Annotated in this window: 19 protein-coding genes; 3 read left to right on the top strand and 16 right to left on the bottom strand. The window is 70.8% G+C overall.

The genetic code is table 11. The annotated features are described in order from the left end of the window. The 16 genes from nuoI to JNK12_03070 form a co-directional block, all read right to left on the bottom strand. A partial coding sequence (gene nuoI / locus JNK12_03145) for an NADH-quinone oxidoreductase subunit NuoI (protein ID MBL8774897.1) occupies nt 1–608 on the bottom strand: 608 nt, incomplete at its 3' end. Beyond that, on the bottom strand, nt 608–1,798 hold the full coding sequence (gene nuoH, locus JNK12_03140) for an NADH-quinone oxidoreductase subunit NuoH (GenBank protein ID MBL8774896.1): 1,191 nt from the start codon (nt 1,796–1,798) through the stop codon (nt 608–610). The genes nuoI and nuoH, both read right to left, overlap by 1 nt. After that, a complete protein-coding gene (gene nuoG, locus JNK12_03135; protein MBL8774895.1) occupies nt 1,798–4,506 on the bottom strand; it encodes an NADH-quinone oxidoreductase subunit NuoG in 2,709 nt (902 codons plus the stop codon). Before nuoG ends, nuoH begins: the two co-directional genes overlap by 1 nt. After that, entirely contained in the window at nt 4,503–5,888 is a 1,386-nt protein-coding gene (gene nuoF / locus JNK12_03130; protein MBL8774894.1) for an NADH-quinone oxidoreductase subunit NuoF, read from the bottom strand. Before nuoF ends, nuoG begins: the two co-directional genes overlap by 4 nt. After that, nucleotides 5,885–6,520 (bottom strand): NAD(P)H-dependent oxidoreductase subunit E, encoded by a 636-nt coding sequence (locus JNK12_03125; GenBank protein MBL8774893.1) that lies wholly within the window; start codon nt 6,518–6,520, stop codon nt 5,885–5,887. The genes nuoF and JNK12_03125 overlap by 4 nt, the downstream gene beginning before the upstream one ends. Further along, nucleotides 6,520–7,794 carry an NADH-quinone oxidoreductase subunit D gene (locus JNK12_03120; GenBank protein ID MBL8774892.1) on the bottom strand — a complete coding sequence of 425 codons (1,275 nt, stop codon included), beginning with the start codon at nt 7,792–7,794 and terminating at the stop codon, nt 6,520–6,522. Before JNK12_03120 ends, JNK12_03125 begins: the two co-directional genes overlap by 1 nt. Nucleotides 7,795–7,850: 56 nt before the next feature. Next, nucleotides 7,851–8,393, bottom strand: a complete 543-nt coding sequence (locus JNK12_03115) for an NADH-quinone oxidoreductase subunit C (GenBank protein ID MBL8774891.1) — start codon at nt 8,391–8,393, stop codon at nt 7,851–7,853. Next, nucleotides 8,393–9,028 carry an NADH-quinone oxidoreductase subunit B gene (locus tag JNK12_03110; protein MBL8774890.1) on the bottom strand — a complete coding sequence of 212 codons (636 nt, stop codon included), beginning with the start codon at nt 9,026–9,028 and terminating at the stop codon, nt 8,393–8,395. The genes JNK12_03115 and JNK12_03110 overlap by 1 nt, the downstream gene beginning before the upstream one ends. Before the next feature lie 5 nt (nt 9,029–9,033). After that, complete coding sequence (locus JNK12_03105; GenBank protein ID MBL8774889.1) at nt 9,034–9,492, bottom strand: NADH-quinone oxidoreductase subunit A; 459 nt, start codon at nt 9,490–9,492, stop codon at nt 9,034–9,036. Between the two features lie 2 nt (nt 9,493–9,494). Continuing rightward, a complete protein-coding gene (locus tag JNK12_03100; GenBank protein ID MBL8774888.1) occupies nt 9,495–10,307 on the bottom strand; it encodes a hypothetical protein in 813 nt (270 codons plus the stop codon). After that, entirely contained in the window at nt 10,307–11,506 is a 1,200-nt protein-coding gene (locus JNK12_03095; protein MBL8774887.1) for a cytochrome c, read from the bottom strand. The genes JNK12_03100 and JNK12_03095 overlap by 1 nt, the downstream gene beginning before the upstream one ends. 7 nt (nt 11,507–11,513) lie before the next feature. Then, entirely contained in the window at nt 11,514–12,368 is an 855-nt protein-coding gene (locus JNK12_03090) for a Rieske 2Fe-2S domain-containing protein (protein ID MBL8774886.1), read from the bottom strand. A 14-nt stretch (nt 12,369–12,382) separates the two neighbouring features. Continuing rightward, nucleotides 12,383–13,168: a menaquinol-cytochrome c reductase cytochrome b subunit gene (locus tag JNK12_03085; protein ID MBL8774885.1), complete on the bottom strand. Its 786-nt coding sequence runs from the start codon at nt 13,166–13,168 to the stop codon at nt 12,383–12,385. A gap of 13 nt (nt 13,169–13,181) precedes the next feature. After that, a complete protein-coding gene (locus tag JNK12_03080; GenBank protein ID MBL8774884.1) occupies nt 13,182–13,931 on the bottom strand; it encodes a cytochrome b N-terminal domain-containing protein in 750 nt (249 codons plus the stop codon). A gap of 53 nt (nt 13,932–13,984) precedes the next feature. Then, complete coding sequence (locus JNK12_03075; GenBank protein ID MBL8774883.1) at nt 13,985–14,401, bottom strand: 4Fe-4S dicluster domain-containing protein; 417 nt, start codon at nt 14,399–14,401, stop codon at nt 13,985–13,987. Nucleotides 14,402–14,403: 2 nt separating this feature from the next. Then, nucleotides 14,404–14,835, bottom strand: coding sequence for a hypothetical protein (locus JNK12_03070; GenBank protein MBL8774882.1), 432 nt, complete (start codon nt 14,833–14,835; stop codon nt 14,404–14,406). 241 nt (nt 14,836–15,076) lie between these two features. Here JNK12_03070 and JNK12_03065 point away from each other — a divergent pair, with 241 nt between their 5' ends. The 3 genes from JNK12_03065 to JNK12_03055 all read left to right on the top strand — a co-directional run bounded on the left by JNK12_03065 (nt 15,077) and on the right by JNK12_03055 (nt 19,522). After that, a complete protein-coding gene (locus tag JNK12_03065) occupies nt 15,077–15,814 on the top strand; it encodes a cytochrome c (protein ID MBL8774881.1) in 738 nt (245 codons plus the stop codon). 71 nt (nt 15,815–15,885) lie between these two features. After that, entirely contained in the window at nt 15,886–17,157 is a 1,272-nt protein-coding gene (locus tag JNK12_03060) for a geranylgeranyl reductase family protein (GenBank protein MBL8774880.1), read from the top strand. A 73-nt stretch (nt 17,158–17,230) separates the two neighbouring features. Then, nucleotides 17,231–19,522: a protein kinase gene (locus JNK12_03055; protein ID MBL8774879.1), complete on the top strand. Its 2,292-nt coding sequence runs from the start codon at nt 17,231–17,233 to the stop codon at nt 19,520–19,522. Nucleotides 19,523–19,564: the final 42 nt, after the last annotated feature.

Raw genomic sequence — 19,564 nt, 5'->3', positions numbered from 1 at the left:
TTGCGGGTCTGGCCCGCCTCGGGCTCCTTCACGCCGAAGCCGAGCTCGCCGCTCCAGCCGACCTTGCCGACGTAGTCGGCCGAGCCGCCCGGCGCGGTGGCGCGCACCCAGGCGGAGGAGTTGCGGGCGACGGTGGCGAGGTCGGTCCAGTCCTCCCACGGGAGCTGCTGGGGCAGCCCGTCGTCGCCGACGACCAGCTCGGCCTTGGTGTAGATCGCGTCGCTGCGGTTGGTGAACGAGAACTCGAACAGCTTGCTCTCGGTGATGGCCTCGGTGGGGCAGGCCTCCACGCACAGGTCGCAGTGGATGCAGCGCAGGTAGTTGATCTCGTAGACGAAGCCCCAGCGCTCGCCTGGGGAGACCGGGTCGTCGGGCGGGTTGTCGGCGCCGCGCACGTAGATGCAGCGGGCCGGGCACACACCGGCGCACAGCTCGCAACCGATGCACTTCTCCATGCCGTCCTCGTACCGGTTCAACACGTGGCGGCCGTGGCGGCGCGGCGCGATGGGCGCCTTGGCCTTCGGGTACTCGTCGGTGAGACGGTCCTCGAAGAGCTTCTTGAAGGTGACCGCGAAGCCGCGGACGTAGTCGAAGGGATCCCCGGCCATCAGCTGAAGGCCTCCGTCTCTTCTTCTTCCCGGCGCCGGCGGGCGGCCCCGATGGCGCCGTTCAGCAGCGAGGCGGCGATCAGGAGCACCACGACGGCGATGGCGAGCACGACGGCGAGGTTCCAGTCCTGGTCGCGGGCGATGCGGAAGGCGCCGATGAGGAGCAGCCAGCCGAGGGCCAGCGGGATGAGGAGCTTCCAGCCCAGGTCCATCAGCTGGTCGTAGCGGAAGCGGGGCAGGGTGGCCCGGAACCAGACGAACACGAACAGGAAGGCGCCGAGCTTGGCGAAGAACCAGATCGGCGGCCACAGCCACTCGGGGCCGAAGAGGATCGGGCCGGTGGGCCCGCCGAAGAAGAGGGTGACGATGATGGCCGACATCGTGACCGTGTTCATGAACTCGGCCAGGAAGAACAGGGCGAAGCGGATCGAGCTGTACTCGGTGTGGAAGCCACCGACCAGCTCCTGCTCGGCCTCGACGAGGTCGAACGGGGGCCGGTTGAGCTCGGCCGTGGAGGCGATGAGGAAGATCACGAAGGGCACGAAGCCCGCCGCCCACAGGTTCCAGGTGTAGTTCGACTGGGTCGACACGATGGTGTGGGTGCTCAGGCTGCCCGCCAGCAGGACGATGGTGGCCACCGACAGGCCGAGGGCCGCCTCGTAGGACACCATCTGCGCCGAGGCGCGGACCGAGCCGAGCAGGGGGTACTTCGAGCCGGAGGACCAGCCCGCCAGCATCACGCCGTACACGGCCACCGACGACATGGCGAGGGCCAGCAGGATGCCGATGGGCGGGTCGGCCAGCTGCGCGTAGGTGGTGTGGCCGAACAGCGTGATGGTGCCGTCGCCGCCGTCCATGAAGTTGCCGGCCACCGGGATGATGGCGAAGGTGAGGAATGCCGGGACCAGCGACAGGTAGGGCGCCAACTTGAACACGGTGAGGTCGGCCTTGTCCGGCTTCGAGTCCTCCTTGAAGAAGAGCTTGATGCCGTCGGCGAGGGTCTGGAGGAGCCCCCAGGGCCCGGCCCGGTTGGGACCGATCCGGTTCTGCATGTCCGAGATGAGCTTGCGCTCGAACCAGACCATGAACATCACCGCCACCATCAAGAAGGCGAAGGTGAGCACGACCTTGAACAGGACGATGAGCACGACCGTCAGGTCGAGGCCGTCCACGAAAAGGGGATCGCCCATCAGCTCGCACCCCCTTCCACGCTCTCGATGCGGACCTCGGTGACCGCGGCGCCGGCATCGATCAAGGCCGCGGCGGAGGCCCCGGGCTGGTGGAAGGCCAGCGCGGCGGTGCCGGCGGCCAGGGCCTTGTCGGCCACGGCGGGGACGACCACGTCGCCCTTGGCCGAGCGGATGCGCACCTCGGTGACCCCGGCCACCCCGACGCCCACGCGGTCGTGGTCCTTGGGGCTGAGGTGGACCACCGCAGCCGGTGCCAGGTTGGCCAGCGACGGCGAGTGGGCCACGAGGGTGCCCTGGTCGTAGAGCTTGCGGCCGACGGTGAGGCGCAGGGAGTACGAGTCGGTGGCGGCCGGCGCCGCGGCGGGGGCGGGAGCGACGAACGTGAGCAGCGCCGGGCGCTCGGGGGCCGGCGTGGCTTCGACTGCGAGGGCGGCCTCGTCGTCGGACTCCCCGTCGGCGTCGTCGGAAGCGGCGTCGTCGGCCTCGCTCTCGGCGGACGCCTCGGCCTCGGCCTCGGGAGCGGCGTCGGCCTCGGCCGACGAGTCGCCGTCCTCGGCGGGCTCGGCCACCTCTGCGGGCTCGACCTCGACGGGCACCGGCACGACGAAGCCGGCAGTGGCCTCGTCGGAGGCCAGGAGCTCGAGGGTGAGCCCGGCGTGGGCGGGCGACACCTGCTCGATCTCGTCCCAGACATCCTCGACGGACTCGACGCCGAGGTCGCCGCCCAGGCGGAAGGCGAGCTCGGCGGCGATCATCCAGTCGGCGCGGGCGGTGCCCGGTGGGTTCACCCGCTGGCTGACCCGGCTGACGCGGCCCTCGAGGTTGGTGGTGGTGCCGTCCACCTCGGCGTAGCCGGCCGCGGCCAGGACCACGTCGGCGGCGTCCGAGGAGGCGGTGCGGAACAGGTCGACGGCGATGACGTTGGCGGCGCCTTCGAGGCCACGGCGGGCCAGGTCGGCGTCGGGGAAGTCGGCCAGCGGGTCGGCGCCCAGCAGCACGAGGGTCTCGATGCGCCCCTCGGCGGCGGCGGCCAGGATGCCGGCGGTGTCGAGGCCCGTGGCGGCGGGCACCGAGCCCCAGTGGGCGGTGAACCAGTCCCGACCCTCGTCGAGCGTCACCCGACCGGGCAGGATGCCCGGGGCGAGGCCGAGGTCGAGGGCGCCGTGCACGTTGGCGCGGCGCAGGGCGGAGAGGAAGCGGGCGTCGGGGTGGGCGGCCAGCACGGCGGCGGCGGCCTCGACGGCGCCGGCGGCGGACTCGGCCACCGACGGGCGACCCACGACGACGGTGAGCGGACCGGCGCCGAGCGCCTCACGGGCACGGCTGAGGGCGTCGGCGTCGACGCCGGCGGGTGCAGCGCCGCCCCCGAGGAGCGCAGCGACGACCGCGGCGGTGTCGCCGGGCTGGTGGCGGATGGAGGCGAAGGTGTGCGAGGTGATCCCGGTGGCCTGCGGCGAGACCTCGATGATCTTGACGCCGTCGGACACCACGGCATGGCGGAGTCGCAGGTGCAGGACCGGCAGCTCCTCCTTGGCGTCGGTGCCGAGCAGCAGGACGGTGCCGCCTGCCGTGCAGGCGTCGTCGATGGTGGCCCGGGGCAGGCCGAGGACGACCTCCGCGGGTAGACCGTCGCCGAGCTGGGCGTCGACGTGGTCGGTGCCGATGACGCCCTTGGCCAGCTTGGCCCAGGCGTAGGCGGACTCGTTGGTGAGGCGGGCGCCGCCGATGACGGCGACCGAGCCGGCGCCGGCGCCGTCGAGCGCGCTGCGCAGGTGGCCGGCGGCGGCGGTGAGGGCCTCGTGCCAGGACACCTCGGCCAGCTCGCCGTCGGCGCCTCGCACCAGCGGGGCACCCAGACGATCGTCGCTGTGCACCGCCTCGAAGTCGAAGCGGCCCTTGTCGCAGAGCCAGCCCCAGTTGACGGGATCGACGTCCACGCCCTGGTAGCGCAGGACCCGGTCCCGCGAGGTGTGCACCGACACCCGGCAGCCCACCGAGCACGAGGTGCAGGTGGACTCGGTCTCGACGAGGTCCCACGGGCGGGCCTTGAAGCGGTACGGCCGGGCCGTGAGCGCACCCACCGGGCAGATCTGCACGGTGTTGCCGCTGAAGTACGACGAGAAGGGGTCGTCGGGGAAGGTGGCGATCTCGGTGTTGGAGCCGCGCTCGGTGAAGTGGATCAGCGGGTCGCCGGCCACCTCTTTCGCAAAGCGGGTGCAGCGGTCGCAGAGGATGCAGCGCTCGCGGTCGAGGTAGACGTTCTCGCTGATGGGGATGGGCTTCGCGTGGTGGCGCTTCTCCTCGACGAAGCGGCTCTCCCCCGGCCCGTAGGCGATGGTCTGGTCCTGGAGGGGGCACTCGCCGCCCTTGTCGCACACCGGGCAGTCGAGCGGGTGGTTCAGCAGGAGGAACTCGAGGACCCCGTCCTGGGCCTTCTTGGTGGCGTCCGACTCGGTGTTGACCACCATGTCGGGGGCGACCTCGATCATGCACGACGGCTGGAGCGCCGGACCCCGACCGCTGTCGATGTCGACGATGCACATGCGGCACATGCCCACCGGCTTCATGCGCGGGTGGTAGCAGAAGTGCGGGATGTAGACGCCGGCGCGCTCGGCGGCGGCGATGACCAGCTCGCCCTTCTCGGCCACGACCGGTTGGCCGTTCACCGTGATGGTGACGGCGGTCTCGCTCTGGGGTGTATCGCTCACGAAGAGGCCCCCACACGGATGTCGACCGGGACCGAGCCGCCCACGGACGCGACGGCCGGGGGCTCGGCGGCGGCCAGGTAGGCCTCGAACTCGTCGCGGAAGCGGCGCAGGGCCGAACTGATGGGCGAGACTGCGGACGGGCCCAACGGGCAGATGGTGGTCTGGCGGGGCGGCCACGAGATGCCGGGGCTGATGTTGTCGCAGACGTCGAGCAGCAGCTCGAGGTCGTTGGGGCGGCCGTGGCCGTGCAGGATGCGCTCGAGGATCTTCTCCAGCCAGTCGGTGCCCTCCCGACAGGGCGTGCACTTGCCGCACGACTCGTGGGCGAAGAACTTCACGACCTTCCAGCAGGCCTTGACCGCGTCGGTGGTCTCGTCCATGACGACGATGGCGCCGGAGCCCATCATCGAGCCGGCCTTGCCGATGGCACCCGTCTCGAGGGGCAGGTCGAGGTGCTCCTCGAAGAACCACGGGGCGGAGGCGCCGCCGGGGATGAAGCACTTCAGCTCGTTGCCGTCGCGGATGCCGCCGGCGTGGGTGTAGATGAGGTCGCGGTAGGTGGTGGTGCCGAACTCCACCTCGAACACGCCGGGGTTGTTGACGTGGCCGGACACCGCGAACAGGCGGGTGCCCCGGGAGGTCTCGGCCCCGAACGACGAGAAGGCCTCGGCCCCGTTGTTCAGGATCCACGGGAGGTTCGAGAGGGTCTCGACGTTGTTGACGATGGTGGGCTTCAGGTAGAGGCCCTGGGCCGCGGGGAAGTACGGCGGCTTCAGGCGGGGCATGCCCCGGTTGCCCTCGAGGCTCTCGATGAGGGCCGTCTCCTCGCCCACGATGTAGGCGCCGGCGCCCCAGTGCAGGACGACGTCGACCGAGTAGTCGCTGCCGAGGATGTTCTTGCCGACGTAGCCGGCGGCGTAGGCCTCGTTCAGGGCGGCGGCGATGCGCTCCTGGGCGAGGGCCATCTCGCCCCGGACGTAGAGGAAGGCCTGGGCGCAGCCCACCGCGTAGCAGGCGAGCAGCACGCCCTCGATGAGCTGGTGGGGATCGCGCTCCATGAGGATGCGGTCCTTGTAGGTGCCCGGCTCGCTCTCGTCGCCGTTGACGACCAGGTAGCGGGGCCACACCCCCGGGGGGCAGAAGCCCCACTTGACGCCGGCGGGGAAGCCGGCGCCGCCGCGACCGAGCAGGGAGGCGGCCTTCACCTCGTCGACGATGGCCTGCGGGGCCTTGGTGAGGGCCGAGCGCAGGGCGGTGTAGCCGCCGGTGGCCTCGTAGCGGGCGAGGGTGTGCGAGTCCTCGAGGTCCCAGCGGGAGGTGACGACCTTGGGCAATTCGCGCGGGCCGGAGGGAGGCGCCGGCGTTTCGGTGGTGTCGCTCACGACGACGTCCCCTCTCCACTGGCGTCGGCGGCCGCGGACGCCAGCCACGCGGGCTCGGACTGGCCCTCGGGGACGATGGCGCCGGCGGCCTTGTCGGCCGGGATGGACTGGCGGATGCGGGCCAGGACCCCGTGGTGGGGAACCTCCGAGTCCTTGCGGCCGTTGCGCAGGTCGTCGACGAGCTGGTCGAAGCCCTCGTTCGTCACCTGGTGGGAGTAGCGGTAGTTCGTCTGGAGGCACGGGGCCTCGGTGCAGGCGGCGATGCACTGCACGCCGTGCAGGGTGAACATGCCGTCCGCGGTGGTGCCGCCGTCGCGCACGCCGAGGGTCTCCTCCGCGTGCTCGAGCAGCTCGTCGCCGCCCACCAGCGAGCAGGCGATGTCGGTGCAGACGTTGATGACGTAGCGGCCCACGGGTTCGCGCTTGAACATCTCGTAGAAGCTGGCCGTGCCGAGGACCTCGGCGGGCGTGACGCCGACGAGCTCGGCGAGGTGCTCCATGGCGTCCTCGGTGAGCCAGCCGTCCTGCTCCTGAGCGAGGTGCAGGAGGGGGATGAGGGCGGACTTCGGCCGGGGGTACCGGGCGATGATCTCCTGGGCGGTGACCAGGTTGTCCCGCGAGAGGCGCGCCACTACCGGTCCACCTCGCCCATGATCGGGTCGACGCTGGAGATGATGGCCACGGCGTCGGCCAGGAGGCCGCCGCGCATCATGTGGGGCAGGGTCTGGAGGTTCACGAAGCTCGGGCCGCGGATGTGCATGCGGTAGGGCTTGGAGCTGCCATCGCTCACGATGTAGCACCCGAGCTCACCCCGGGGCGATTCCACCGCCACGTAGGCCTCGCCCTCGGGCACCTTGAAGCCCTCGGTGAAGATCTTGAAGTGGTGGATGAGCGCTTCCATCGACTCGTCGATGCGGGCGCGTGGCGGCGGCGTGACCTTCTTGTCCTGGATGCGGTAGTCACCCAGCGGCATCTTGTCGAGCACCTGGTGGATGATGCGGATCGACTCACGGATCTCGTTGAGGCGGATCGCGTAGCGGTCGAAGCAGTCGCCGTAGGTGCCGATGACGACGTCGAAGTCGACCTCGTCATAGGCCAGGTAGGGCAGGTCGCGTCGCAGGTCCCAGGCGTAGCCGGTGGAGCGCAGGATGGGCCCGGTGGTGCCGAGGGCCAGGCACTCCTCGGTGGTGATGACGCCGACGCCCTGGAGGCGCTCACGCCAGATGGGCTGGCCCGTCATCAAGGTGTCGTACTCCTCGAGACGGGGCGGGATGAGGTCGAGCAGGTGCAGCACGTCGTCGCGCCAGCCATCGGGGAGGTCCGCAGCCACACCGCCGGGGCGGATGTAGTTGTGGTTCATGCGCAGCCCGGTGATCTTCTCGAGGATGCGCAGGGTCTCCTCGCGCTCGCGCCAGCCGTAGATCATCATCGAGACCGCGCCGAGGTCCATGCCGTTGGTGGCCATGAAGAGCAGATGCGACGAGAGCCGGTTGAGCTCGCTCATCAGCATGCGGATCCACACCGCCCGGGGCGGCACCTCGATGCCGAGGAGCTTCTCGGTGGTGAGGGAGAAGGCCAGCTCGCTGAACAGCGGCGAGGCGTAGTCCATGCGGGTGACGTTGGTGGGGCCCTGGAGGAAGGTGAGGTCCTCGCCGGTCTTCTCCATGCCGGTGTGGAGGTACCCGATGATGGGCTTGGTGCGAAGCACCGTCTCGCCCTCCATCTCGAGCATGAGGCGCAGCACACCGTGGGTGCTGGGGTGCTGCGGCCCCATGTTCATGATCATGGTCTGGTCGTCGCCGGGGTCGGCCTGGCCGAGCTCGGCCGCTTCGGCCTCGCTGAGGCGCAGGACCGCGCCGAGCTCGCGGAGACGCTCGGTGGCGCTGGCCCGGGCGCGGCTGGCCATCTCCTGGGCGCCCTCGGACGTCTCGGCGACGAGCTGCTCGCTGGGGGTGGAGGGCGTCATCGGGCGGCCGGTGCTCCCTTGAACTGCACCGGGATGGCCCCGATGGCGTAGTCCTTGCGCAGCGGGTGACCCACCCACTCCTCGGGCATGAGGATGCGGGTGAGGTCCGGGTGGCCGTCGAACACGATCCCGAACATGTCGAACGTCTCGCGCTCCATGGCCTCGACCCCGGGGTGCAGGTCGAACAGGGAGGGGACGGTGGCGTCGTCGGCGGGCACCTGGACCCGCAGGCGGATCCGGCGTCGCTCTGCGTGCGACATCAGATGGACGACCACCTCGAAGCGCTCGGGCGTGATCTCGTCGGGGAGCTCGGCGCGGCCCGGGTGGCGCAGGTAGTCGACGCCGGTGACGTCGAGGCACTGGTGGAAGCCGTCCTCGCCCAGCGCGGTGACGACGGCGACGAGCTCGTCACGCGACGGGTGCAGGACCACCAGGCCGTCGGGGCCGCTGGTGACCAGGGCGCCGTGCAGGCGCTCGGGCTCCGCGACCACCTCGTCGGAGGCAGTCTCGTCGGCCGTGGTGTCGTCGGCGTCGGCCATCAGGAGTTCTCGAGGAGGGTGACGTGACCGCGGTCGGGGCGGGGGATGCCCACGGCCACGGGCTCGGCCTGTCCGTCGTGCTGCGCGACGGTGATGCCGGCGCCGGCGCCGGTCTGCTCGCGACGGCGGGTGAGCTCACCGGTCTGGATCGATTCGTACAGGGTGAGGATGCCGTGCATCAGGGTCTGGGGCCCGGGCGGGCAACCCGGGACGTACACGTCCACGGGCACCACCTGGTCGACGCCCTGGACCAGCGCGTAGTTGTTGAACATGCCGCCGCTCGACGCGCACACGCCCATGGAGATGACCCACTTGGGCTCCATCATCTGGTCGTGGATCTGGCGCAGCACCGGCGCCATCTTCTGGCTCACCCGGCCGGCCACGATCATCAGGTCGGCCTGGCGGGGGGAGGCCCGGAAGACCTCCATGCCGTAGCGGGCGAGGTCGTAGTGGGCGCCGCCGGTGGCCATCATCTCGATGGCGCAGCAGGCGAGGCCGAACGTGGCCGGCCACATGCTCTTCTGGCGGGCCCACTTGACGAGGTCTTCGAGCTGGCCCGTGAGGAAGTTGTGCTGGAGGCCCTCGAGCCCGTCGGTGAGCAGGGTCGGCTTGTCGTCGGGACCCGGCGTGCGCATCGGCGTCATGCCGCTTCCTCTACCCGGCCCTCGAGGCCCACGCGCCGCACGGTGGACTCGCTGGTCCGGGCGGCGCTCACCATCGGGCTCTGGCTCATGGCCTTCTTCAGCGGGCCCCAGTCCAGGGCGCCCTGGCTGATGAGGTACACGAAGGACTCGAACACCGCGGCGGCGAAGATGATGACCGCGCCGAGACCGAACGCCCCGAGCTCGCGGTACACGACCGCCCACGGGAAGAAGAAGATGATCTCGATGTCGAAGACGATGAAGATCATGGCCACGAGGTAGAACCGCACCGGGAACCGGTCCGGCGCCTCGCGACTGGGGACGATGCCGCACTCGTACGGCGCCGACTTGGCCTCGGTGGCGCGCCGGGGCGCGAAGAGCCACGACGCGATGAAGCTGATGGCCGCGAAGAGCGCGGCGAGGACCAGCAGCGCGAGGACCGGGAGGTACTGGTCCACCGTTACGCGTTGGCCTTCGCCAGCTCAGCCGCCTCTGCGAGGTGCTCGTTGAGGATCTTGTCGCGCCGGTGGAGCATGTAGGCGCACACCAGGAACAGCACGAGCGACACCACCGTGACCATCGCCGCGGGGAGGCGCTTCTGACCGAGGTCGCGCACCATGATCACCGAGATGACCGGCTCGGACGGATCGGCCGTGGCCACCGGGGGCGGCTCGCCGGGAAGGGCCTGTGTCTCGATGGAGGGCTGGACCTGGATGATGGCGTAGTGGGTGGGGTGGGTGATGCGCAGGGCGTCGGTGACGGCGTACTGCGCCCGGCCCAGCAGGCTGTCGTCGGTGCGCTTGGGCTTGCCGCCGAGGGCGAAGCCGTCGATGGACACGTAATCGGAGATGGTCTCGAAGCGGGCGTTGTCGCCGGTGGTCAGGACCGCGTCGACCGTGGCCTGGGCCTCGGCGCGATCAGGGTCGGAGTCGGGTATCTCCTCCCACTCAGTCAGTTCGGGATCGCTGCTTATCTCCTCGAGTTGCGCCTGACTCAAGTCGCCGGTGTTGATCTCGAGCACCTGCCAGGAGCCGGCTTCCCCGTGCGGGCCCTGGCCGTACATCCACCAGACCGCACCGAGGCAGGCCATCCAACCGAACAGGGCGCTCAGGGCGACGAGGAAACCGAGCCGGGACCCCACGTTGGTGGCCAGCAGGAGGTAGACCGAGCCGCAGAGGATGGCGACCGAGATTGCCACGGTCAGCACACCGCGGATCTCGGGCTTCCAGCTGATGCCCGCCACCGTCATGGCGAGGGTCGTCAAGGTGAACATCAGTCGCTGCTCCTCGCGCTCTGGCCTTCCTGGCCGATGACCTCACGCTCGTAGATCACGATCGCCTCGACCTGCTCGGGGGTGAGCATGCCGACGTCCTCGCTCATACCGGCCAGGTCGGGGCGCAGGCGCTGCACGTCCTCGATGGCGTTGGGGCTGACGCCGAAGCCGGGCATGCGGCCGCTGCCGAGTCCCTGGGCGCCGTACTGCTTGCCGTTCTCGGACCCGATGGTGATGAAGTCGATCATGTCCTGGTACTCGGACTCACCCTCGGCGGGTGCCTCGTTGGTGGGGAACTGGCGCTCGGTGTCGCCGTTGGTGAGGTTGGGGCCGAACGCACCCGAGCCGTCGGGGATCTCTCCGGTGACGATGCCCTCGTCGCCGTAGGACCAGCCCTGGGTGTGGCAGCGGCCGCAGGAGTAGGCGCCGCCGGCGAAGCCGGAGTCGAAGCCGAGGTTGAACAGCGCCTCGCCGAGCTCGCGGGGATCGTTCTGGTTCAGCCCTTCCGCCTCGGTGAGGCGGTCGAGCTCGCCCTGCACCTCGGACTGCATCTCCTCGGGGGTGAGCTGGATCGTCCACATGTAGTCGATGAGGTTCTGGATCTGCTGCTCGTTCAGCGGGCCACCGCCGACCACGCCCCAGGCGGGCATGGGCGAGAAGGGCCGGCCGTACTCGAGGATGTAGCGGACCTCGTCCTCGCTGAAGCGCCACAGCACGGTGTTGAGGGCCGGGGCCTGCCAGTCGACCTGGTCGACGAACTCGCCGTTGGGGTCGGTGAGGGTGTAGCTGGCCACACCGCCGACGCCCTCGGGGCCGTGGCAGCCGGCGCAGTTGAGGCCGCCGTCCTCGGTGGTGGCGAACAGCTCGGCGCCGCGGTCGGTGAACTTGCGGTTGAAGTCCTCGACCGCGCCTTCCTGGCGGCCCGGCTCGTTGAGCCAGTACAGCGGCAGGGTCAGGGCGATGACGCCGAGGAGGATGAGGCCCCAGGTGAGGGCCCGGTCGAGGACGCGTCCCTCGAGGACCTCGTCGTCGTAGTAGGGCTTGCGGTTGGCGGCCAGCTCGAGCTCGGACCCCACCTCGGCCCGGCCCCGCCGGACGTTGATGAAGGCGTAGACGATGACCGCGAGGAAGACGATGACGGCGACGATGTAGCCGACGCTCTTGTAGACGCTGGCGGCGAGGAGGACAGACGAGTACATGGTCAGATCAACCGCCGATGCAGTTCGGGCCCTCGGCCTCTTGGCCGGTGGTGTTGGTGCCGATGGGCGGCCCCTGGATCACGATGCCGGTGTCCACGGAGAGCTTGCCGCCGGAGACCGCGGTGGCGAAGCGGTCCATGCCGCGGGGGGCCGGGCCGGCCTTCTTCTCGCCGGCCTGGTTGTACTGGGAGCCGTGGCACGGGCACTCGAACCACTGTGAGGTCTCGCACTCGGGGACCCGGCAGCCCAGGTGGGGGCACTTCTGGTACATGACCGCGATGCCCTCTTCCATCGAGGCGAGCACCGGCGGGGCGTACACCGACTCGGCCTTGCTGAGCGCCGACGACGGGTACTCGGTGAGCCACATGCGGCCTTCGGCCTTGTAGAGGAAGCCGTTGTTGGCCCGGATCTCCGAGAGCAGGTCGCTGACGTTGCCGACGGTGATCTTGGAGCCGAAGCCGCCGCCCAGCTTGGGCCAGATGAACGCCAGCGCGGAGGCACCGAACGCGAGCAGGCCGAGCGAGAAGAAGCCGATGATGCTGCGGTTCAGGAACTGGCGGCGGGTGACGCCGAGGGCCTCGGGGTCGGGCGGGACGAACGGCGCCGGCGGGGCGGCCTCGGTCTCGTCGACCACGGCGACGGCGGTGCCGGTGCTGCCGCCCCGGGCGGCCCGCTCGACCTCGCGGCCCGTGGGCGCAGCGGCCTCGGGCGGCTCGGGGAGGGTGGCGTCGGAGTCCTTGCGCTTGGTCTCGCGCGACAGCCGACCGACGGCGTCGCCCGTCTCGCGACGGCGGGCGGCGGCGAACAGCAGCACGCCGGCCAGGACCACCAGCAGGGGGATGACGATGAGGAGGACGGACACGGTTTACCTCACGCTCACAGGTCGAAGAAGATGCCGTCTGCCCAGGGGAAGACGAAGTTGAAGCCCGGGCCCCGGAAGAACGAGCCGATGATGACGAGCACGGCCCAGAACATCATGAACACCGTCATCAGCGAGATGACGAACTTGCGGTCCTCGGGCTTGTTGGAGGGGTTGCGGTCGATGTAGGGGGCCAGGATGAGGGCGAAGATGCCCATGCCGGGGATGGTCACGCCCGCCACCATGGGGTGGAACATGGTGAGCAGCTCCTGGAGGCCCAGGAAGTACCAGGGGGCCTTGGAGGGGTTCGGCGTCTGGTTGAAGTTGGCCAGCGTGAGCAGCGGGGCGTTCACGAAGATGGCGAAGATCAACGTGAAGCCGAGCACGGCCAGGGCGGCCACGAACTCGACGACGAGCAGGTGGGGCCAGGTGTGGACCTTGTCGACCGGGTTGGCCTTGACGTCCTGGATGGAGCCGGACTTGACCACGGTGAGCAGGCGCTGGGTGTGCCCGCCCGGGCCGGTGGCGGCGGGCGGCGGCGCCGTGGCGACCGCGGTGCCCCCGCCCGCCGGGGCGGCCGGGGCGTCGGCGGTGGCGACCGCTCCGCCGGCGGCGCGCTCCTTGGCGGCGCGGCTGCGCTCGAGCAGGTGCGCGGGGATCTTGCTCTCGGCCTCGCTGGCAGGCTCGGCGTCGCCGCCCGCCGCGGCGTCCCCTGCGGGGGCGTCGCCTCCGCCACGGGCGGCCTCGGCCTTCTGACGGGCCTCTTCGGCCCGCTTGCGGAGGTGTTCGGGGATCTCGGTCATGTTCCCTCGCTCCTTACAGGGGCCCGGAGATTCCGCCGTCCTTGCGGACCCGCCAGAAGTGGATCGCCATGAAGATGACGATCACGAACGGCAGGAGCAGGACGTGCAGGACGTACCAGCGCAACAACGTGGCCGAGCCGATCTCGGTGCCGCCCAGCAGGGCGAACCGGACCTGGTTCCCGAACACCGGGGTGTAGCCCATCATGTTGGTGCCCACGGTCACGGCCCAGAGGGCCAGCTGGTCCCACGGCAGCAGGTAGCCGGTGAACGACAGCAGCAGGGTGAGGGTGAGCAGGATCACGCCGATCACCCAGTTGAACTCCCGGGGCGGCTTGTAGGCGCCGTGGTAGAAGACCCGCGCCATGTGCAGGAACACCGACAGCACCATGAGGTGGGCGCCCCACCGGTGCATGTTGCGCACCAGCAGGCCGAAGGTCACCGAGGTGTGCAGGCTCTGGATGTCGTTCCAGGCCGACGCCGAGTCGGGCCGGTAGAAGAACATCAAGAAGATGCCCGTGACGGTGAGCAGGATGAACAGGAAGAAGCTGAGCCCGCCCAGACAGAGGGTGTAGCTCACCTTCACCGCATGGCGCTTCACCTTCACCGGGTGGAGGTGGTACAGCACGCTGTTCATGATCACGTAGGACCGGTTCCGGGGGCTGTCGGTGTAGCCCTTGCGGAACACCGAGCCCGGCCGGAAGATCGAGTTCCAGGCCTGGGAACCCTGCACCGTGTCACCGAGATCGGAGAGCTTCTCGGCGATCTTCGGCTTGTCCTGAACCGACTTGGCCACGTGGCCGTCTCCTCTTTCTCGACTTACCCGAGCCGCATGCCGTAGGCGTAGCCATGGGCATTGGTCCGGGTGTGGGGATCGCCCTCGGGGGCAGGTGCGGCGACCTTGCCCAAGATGATGACGCCGGTGGGGCACCGGTCGACGCAGAGGGCACAGCGGGTGCAGACGTCGTCGTCGATGGTGAAGATCACGTGGTCGCGCGGGTCCTCACCGGGCTGCTCGGTGCCGACGGCCTCGTCGATGGCCGAGGGCGACACCATGTGGATGCACTTCCACGGGCAGATGTCGACACAGCCCTCGCACATGATGCACTCGGCCTGGTCGATGTGGATGAACTGCTTGGGCTTGACCGCCTTCGACAGCCACTCGGCGTCGACCTCCTGGAGGACGTAGTCGTCCCGGAAGGCAGGCATGGGCGGGTTGGCATCGGTCTTGGCCATGCCTATGCCCCTTCCCGAACCAGCGGCCGCCCGAACCGGGACTTCTCGACGTCGTCGCCCGGCTTCTTGTCGCCCCGGGCCTGCCAGAGGGCCCACAGGGCGATCATGCCGCCGAGGAAGATGCCGTAGATGCCCACCACGATCAGGTCCCGGATGGTCTGGTAGGTGATGGTGAACGGCAGGTAGTCGGCGAAGACGTTGCCGGGGCCGTTCACGATCGAGTCGGGGCGCCAGTTGAGCTCGTTGTCGGCCCAGGTGAGCCACTGGTGGGGGACCACGCCGTAGGCCCAGAACATGATGAAGAACACGTAGACGGCGGCGACCATCGCCTCGCCCCACGAGAGGAAGGTGCCCACGGGGCGGCGCTTCGCGTACAGGGGGATGGGCGCGACCATCACGAGGAGCACCAGCACTGACACCACGAATGCAACCACCGGTCTCCTCCTCGCGTGTTGTGACTCGGGCTTGTGAAATCGATCACATGGACCCGGGGGCACGGGAACTGCTCGCCCCACGGACGGCCACCGGTCTACCACGACCGCTTCGACGTGAGCACATCAGGGGCGCCGACACCGGTCACACCCCCCGGGCGTCCGTGCCGGCCGAGGTGTGGTGACGGGTGGCACGGCGCCGCTGCTTGGCCCCCCGCGCACCAGTGGTCCTAAAGTGCGGCGCGTGACCGAGATCCCCGAGCACCTCCTCAAGCGCTCGCAGGCACGACGCGCCGCCATGGGCGGCGGGGGCGCCGGCGACGAGGGCGGCGAGGCCGCCGCTCCCGCGGAGAGCGCAGGCACGGCCGTGACCAAGGCCGCCGCCACCCCTTCTGCCGCGGCCGCCACGCCCACCGAGGTCGAGGTCGCCAAGCCGAAGCCGGTCCCTCCCTACGTCGAGGCCGCGCAGCGCCGCAAGCGGGTCCCGATCTGGGCGGTGCCCGTGCTCGCCGCCCTGCCCATCTGGGCCTTCGTCTACGCCGCCACCCTCGAGCCGCCGAGCCTCGGTGAGAGCGACCCCCTGTCCTACGGCGAGGCCGTCTACTCGTCCAACTGCGCCACCTGCCACGGCGCCACCGGTGGCGGCGGCGTCGGCCCCGCCCTGAGCGGTGGCGCGGTCACCGACAACTTCGCCGACCCCGCCGACCAGCTCGAGTGGATCCAGCTCGGCTCCGCCGGCTTCCAGGCGGAGGGCCGCACCACCTACGGCGACAACGCCACCCCCATCGCCGGTGGCATGCCCGGCTGGGAGGGCGTGCTCACCCCCGAGGAGATCGCCGCGGTCGTGTACTACGAGCGCACCGGGCTCTCCGGCGAGGAGCCCAACGAGGCCCTCATCGATCCCACCGGCGCCCTGCTGGTCGACGGCGTGCCCGTCGTGCTCGCCGGCGGCGGCGAGGGCGGCGGCGGCCACGGCGGCTAGTCGCCACCCGCGGGCGATCCGTCCTTCGCCCGACCGGACGCGCGCCGGTCGCACCCTCGTAACCTGAGACCGTGCCCTCCCCCACCCCCCACCGCCATGACGTCCTCGTCATCGGCGGCGGGCCTGCCGGCTCCGCGGCCGCCTACTGGCTGGCCGAGGCCGGCCACGACGTCCTGATCGTCGAGAAGAAGGTCTTCCCGCGAGACAAGACCTGCGGCGACGGGCTCACCCCCCGGGCGGTGCGCCAGCTCCAGGACATGGGCCTCGAGCACCGCCTCGAGGACCACCACCGCTACGACGGCCTCCGGGCCGTGGCCCACGGGGTCACCCTCGAGCTCGAGTGGCCCGAGCACCCGCGCTTCCCCAACTACGGCTATGTGGTGCGCCGGCGCGACCTCGACGAGTTCGTGGCCGACCACGCGGTGAAGGCGGGCGCGCAGCTGCGCACCGGCGTCGAGGCCATCCGGCCCGTGCTGCGCGACGGGCTCGTGGCCGGCGCCGTGGTGAAGGACAAGGAGTCGGGCCAGACCGAGGAGATCCTCGCCCGCTACGTGGTGATCGCCGACGGAGCCAACTCGCGCTTCGGCCGCGCGCTCGGCACGGCGCGCGATCGCACCTACCCGCAGGGCATGGCCATCCGGGGCTACTACGAGAGCCCCCTGCACGACACCCCGTGGATCGAGAGCGCGCTCGACGTGCGCGACCGCCAGGGCAACTCGCTGCCCGGCTACGGCTGGATCTTCCCCCTGGGCGACGGCACCATCAACGTCGGCATCGGCCTGCTTTCCACCTTCCGGGACTTCAAGAGCGTCAACACCACCCACCTGCTGCGTGAGTTCTCGGCGACCGCCCCCGACTACTGGGAGATCGGCCCCGACAGCGCCGTGGGCGAGCCGACCGGCGGGCGCCTGCCCATGGCCGGCTCGGTCGGCCCCAAGTCCGGTCCCACCTTCATCGTGGTGGGCGACGCCGCCGGCTCCATCAACCCCTTCAACGGCGAGGGCATCGACTACGCCTACGAGACCGGCCGCATGGCCGCCGGCCTGCTCGACGAGGCCCTCACCACCGGCAGCGGCATCGCCCTGGCCCGCTACCAGTCGATGCTCGACGAGGAGTTCGGCCTCTACTTCAAGGTGGCCCGACTGTTCGTGAAGATCATCGGGCGGCCGGCGCTGATGCGCGAGCTCACCCGGGTGGGCATGCAGTCGCGCACCCTCATGGACTGGGTGCTGCGGATCATGGCCAACCTGCTGCGCGATGACGAGATCGGCGGCGCCGAGGCGGCCTACAAGGCCGTCGCCGCCATGGCCCGGGTCGTGCCCGAGCCCCTCACCCGCGCGTAGCCCTGGCCCCGCCCGGGGCGGCGCAGCAGCACCATCGGGTCCATCGGCGGGACGTGTCCTAGTCTGCGCCCCCATGGCACCCCTGCCCGAGGTGACGGGATACCGCGACCTGGTCGAGATCGGACGGGGTGGTTTCGCCCGCGTCTACCGAGCCCACCAGGAGCGCTTCAACCGGGCCGTCGCCCTGAAGGTGCTCGACCTGGCGGACCCCGACGAGCGCACCCGCGACCGCTTCGAGCGCGAGTGCCAGGCCATGGGCGAGCTCTCGTGGCACCCGCACGTCGTCGCCGTCTACGACTCGGGCGTCACCGAGTCCGGCCACCTGTGGCTGGCCATGGAGTACCTCGAGCGGGGCTCGCTGGCCGACGCCGCTCTGGCCAACGGCTCGGTGCTCGACTGGACCACCACCACCACCGCCGGCATCGAGGTGTGCGGAGCGCTGGGCGCGGCCCACGCCGCCGGGACCCTGCACCGCGACCTCAAGCCCGAGAACGTGCTCGTCGGCCCCTTCGGCGAGGCGCGCCTGTCCGACTTCGGCATCGCCGCGGTGGACGGCGGCCGGCGCACCACCACCGGCGTGGCCAGCTTCACCGTGGCCCACGTGGCTCCCGAGGTGCTCCGGGGCCACCGCCAGGACGAGCGCACCGACGTCTACGGGCTCTCCTCCACCCTGCACACGCTGCTCGCGGGGCAACCGCCGTTCGAGGGCGAGCCCAATGAACCGGTGGCGACCGTGATGATGCGGGTGATCGACACACCGCCGCCCCGTCTGGCGGACCCGGTCCCGAGCGACCTCGCCGACCTGTTGGTCGCCGGCCTGGCCAAGGATCCCGACGACCGCCCGCAGTCCGCCGCTGAGCTCGGCGCCGCGCTCCAGGACATCCAGCGCGCCCACGGCCTCGCTCCCACCCCGCTCCGCCTGGCCGCGGGCCGCCCCTCGGGATCGGGGGTCGCCGCGGCCCCCGATGCCAGCGAGACCGTCACCGTCGGCGACGAGCCCGACGAGCCCGACGAGCCCGACGAGACGCACGAGCCGGACGGGCCGGACGGTTCGGACGAGCCGGTCACCGCACCCGAGCCCTCCCCCGAGCCCGACGCGGCGGCGACCATCACCGTCGGCACCCTCCCCCCGCCCGCGGCTCCTGCCGGCGAGCCGGACCCCGTCGTCGCGACGCCCCCCGAGGTCCCGCCGCCGTCGGCGCCCGAACCGGATGCCAACGCGACCGTCACGGTGGCGACCGGGGCGATGGTCCCTCCGGTCGCCCCACCCGAGACTGCCGAGACCGCCGAGCCCGGTGCGGCCCCGGTCGAGCCTGCTGCGCCGAACGATGGCCCCGGCTCGCCCCCGTCGCCCACCCCACCGCCGCCTCCGCAGGGTTCGCCACCGGGCCGCGGCAAGGCACCGGCGCTCCTGATCGGTGCCGCCGTCGTGGTGGTGCTCGCCCTCGTGGTCGGCGCCGTCGTCCTCCTGGGCGGCGGCGACGACGGCGGGGACACCGAGGGCACGTTCCAGACCGCGGCCTTCGCCACCAGCCCGGTGGCGGTCGCGGTCGATGCCGAGGCCGTCTGGGTGACCGACTCGGCCGAGACGCTCGTCTACAAGCTCGACCCGGAGACCGGTGAGGAGATCACCAACACGGGCATCAACAACGTCGGCACCGGAATCGCGTTGACCCAACCCGACGCCGCCGGCTGGATCACCGGCGACGACACCGCCGAGCTCATCCGCATCGACCTCGCCACCGCGGCGGACACCAACCAGGTCGAGGTGGGTGACCGCCAGCAGGCGATCAGCGCCGCCGGCAGCGACGTCTGGGTCACGAGGGACCGGGACGGGATCGGCTCGCTCGTCCGCCTCGACGCCATCGAGCTCGGGCTGGTCACCGAGATCGAGGTCGGCACGGCTCCCAACGCGGTGTCGGCCACCGACGACGTCGTGTGGGTGACCAACGGCGGCGACAACACCGTCAGCCGCATCGACCCCGACACCAACGAGGTCACCGCCACCATCGACATCGGCGCCGTGCCGTTCTCGGTCGCCGCCGTCGAGGACGCCGTGTGGGTGATCAGCAAGGAAGCGAGGACGGCCATCCGCATCGACCCCGACACCAACGAGGTCGTGGCCACCGTGGAACTCGATGGCGACACCGTCCCCGGCGCCGTCGCCGCGACCAGCGCCGCCGTCTGGATCACCGACGGTGGGACCAACGAGGTCCTGCGCATCGACCCCGCGACCGACGAGGTCACCGACACCATCGCCGTCGGCGAGCAGCCCATCGCCGTCGCCGCCACCGAGGCCGACGTCTGGGTCGCCAACGCCGGCGACGGCACCCTCACCCACATCGACCCCGCGGCGTTCGGCTGAACGCCGTCCCCACCGGGATCTCTCGGTGATCGACCCCCGTCG

The organism is Acidimicrobiales bacterium, assembly GCA_016794585.1.
GTDB lineage: Bacteria > Actinomycetota > Acidimicrobiia > Acidimicrobiales > DATDAH01 > JAEUJM01.
This window is presented reverse-complemented; position numbering and strand designations above follow the sequence as displayed.

Coding starts and splice junctions, on each gene's coding strand:
- nuoH (MBL8774896.1), bottom strand. CDS start 1,798: ATGGGCGATCCCCTTTTCGTGGACGGCCTCGACCTGACGGTCGTGCTC.
- JNK12_03120 (MBL8774892.1), bottom strand. CDS start 7,794: ATGGCCAGCCGCGCCCGGGCCAGCGCCACCGAGCGTCTCCGCGAGCTC.
- JNK12_03115 (MBL8774891.1), bottom strand. CDS start 8,393: ATGGCCGACGCCGACGACACCACGGCCGACGAGACTGCCTCCGACGAG.
- JNK12_03110 (MBL8774890.1), bottom strand. CDS start 9,028: ATGCGCACGCCGGGTCCCGACGACAAGCCGACCCTGCTCACCGACGGG.
- JNK12_03100 (MBL8774888.1), bottom strand. CDS start 10,307: ATGTTCACCTTGACGACCCTCGCCATGACGGTGGCGGGCATCAGCTGG.
- JNK12_03095 (MBL8774887.1), bottom strand. CDS start 11,506: ATGTACTCGTCTGTCCTCCTCGCCGCCAGCGTCTACAAGAGCGTCGGC.
- JNK12_03085 (MBL8774885.1), bottom strand. CDS start 13,168: ATGACCGAGATCCCCGAACACCTCCGCAAGCGGGCCGAAGAGGCCCGT.
- JNK12_03075 (MBL8774883.1), bottom strand. CDS start 14,401: ATGGCCAAGACCGATGCCAACCCGCCCATGCCTGCCTTCCGGGACGAC.
- JNK12_03055 (MBL8774879.1), top strand. CDS start 17,231: ATGGCACCCCTGCCCGAGGTGACGGGATACCGCGACCTGGTCGAGATC.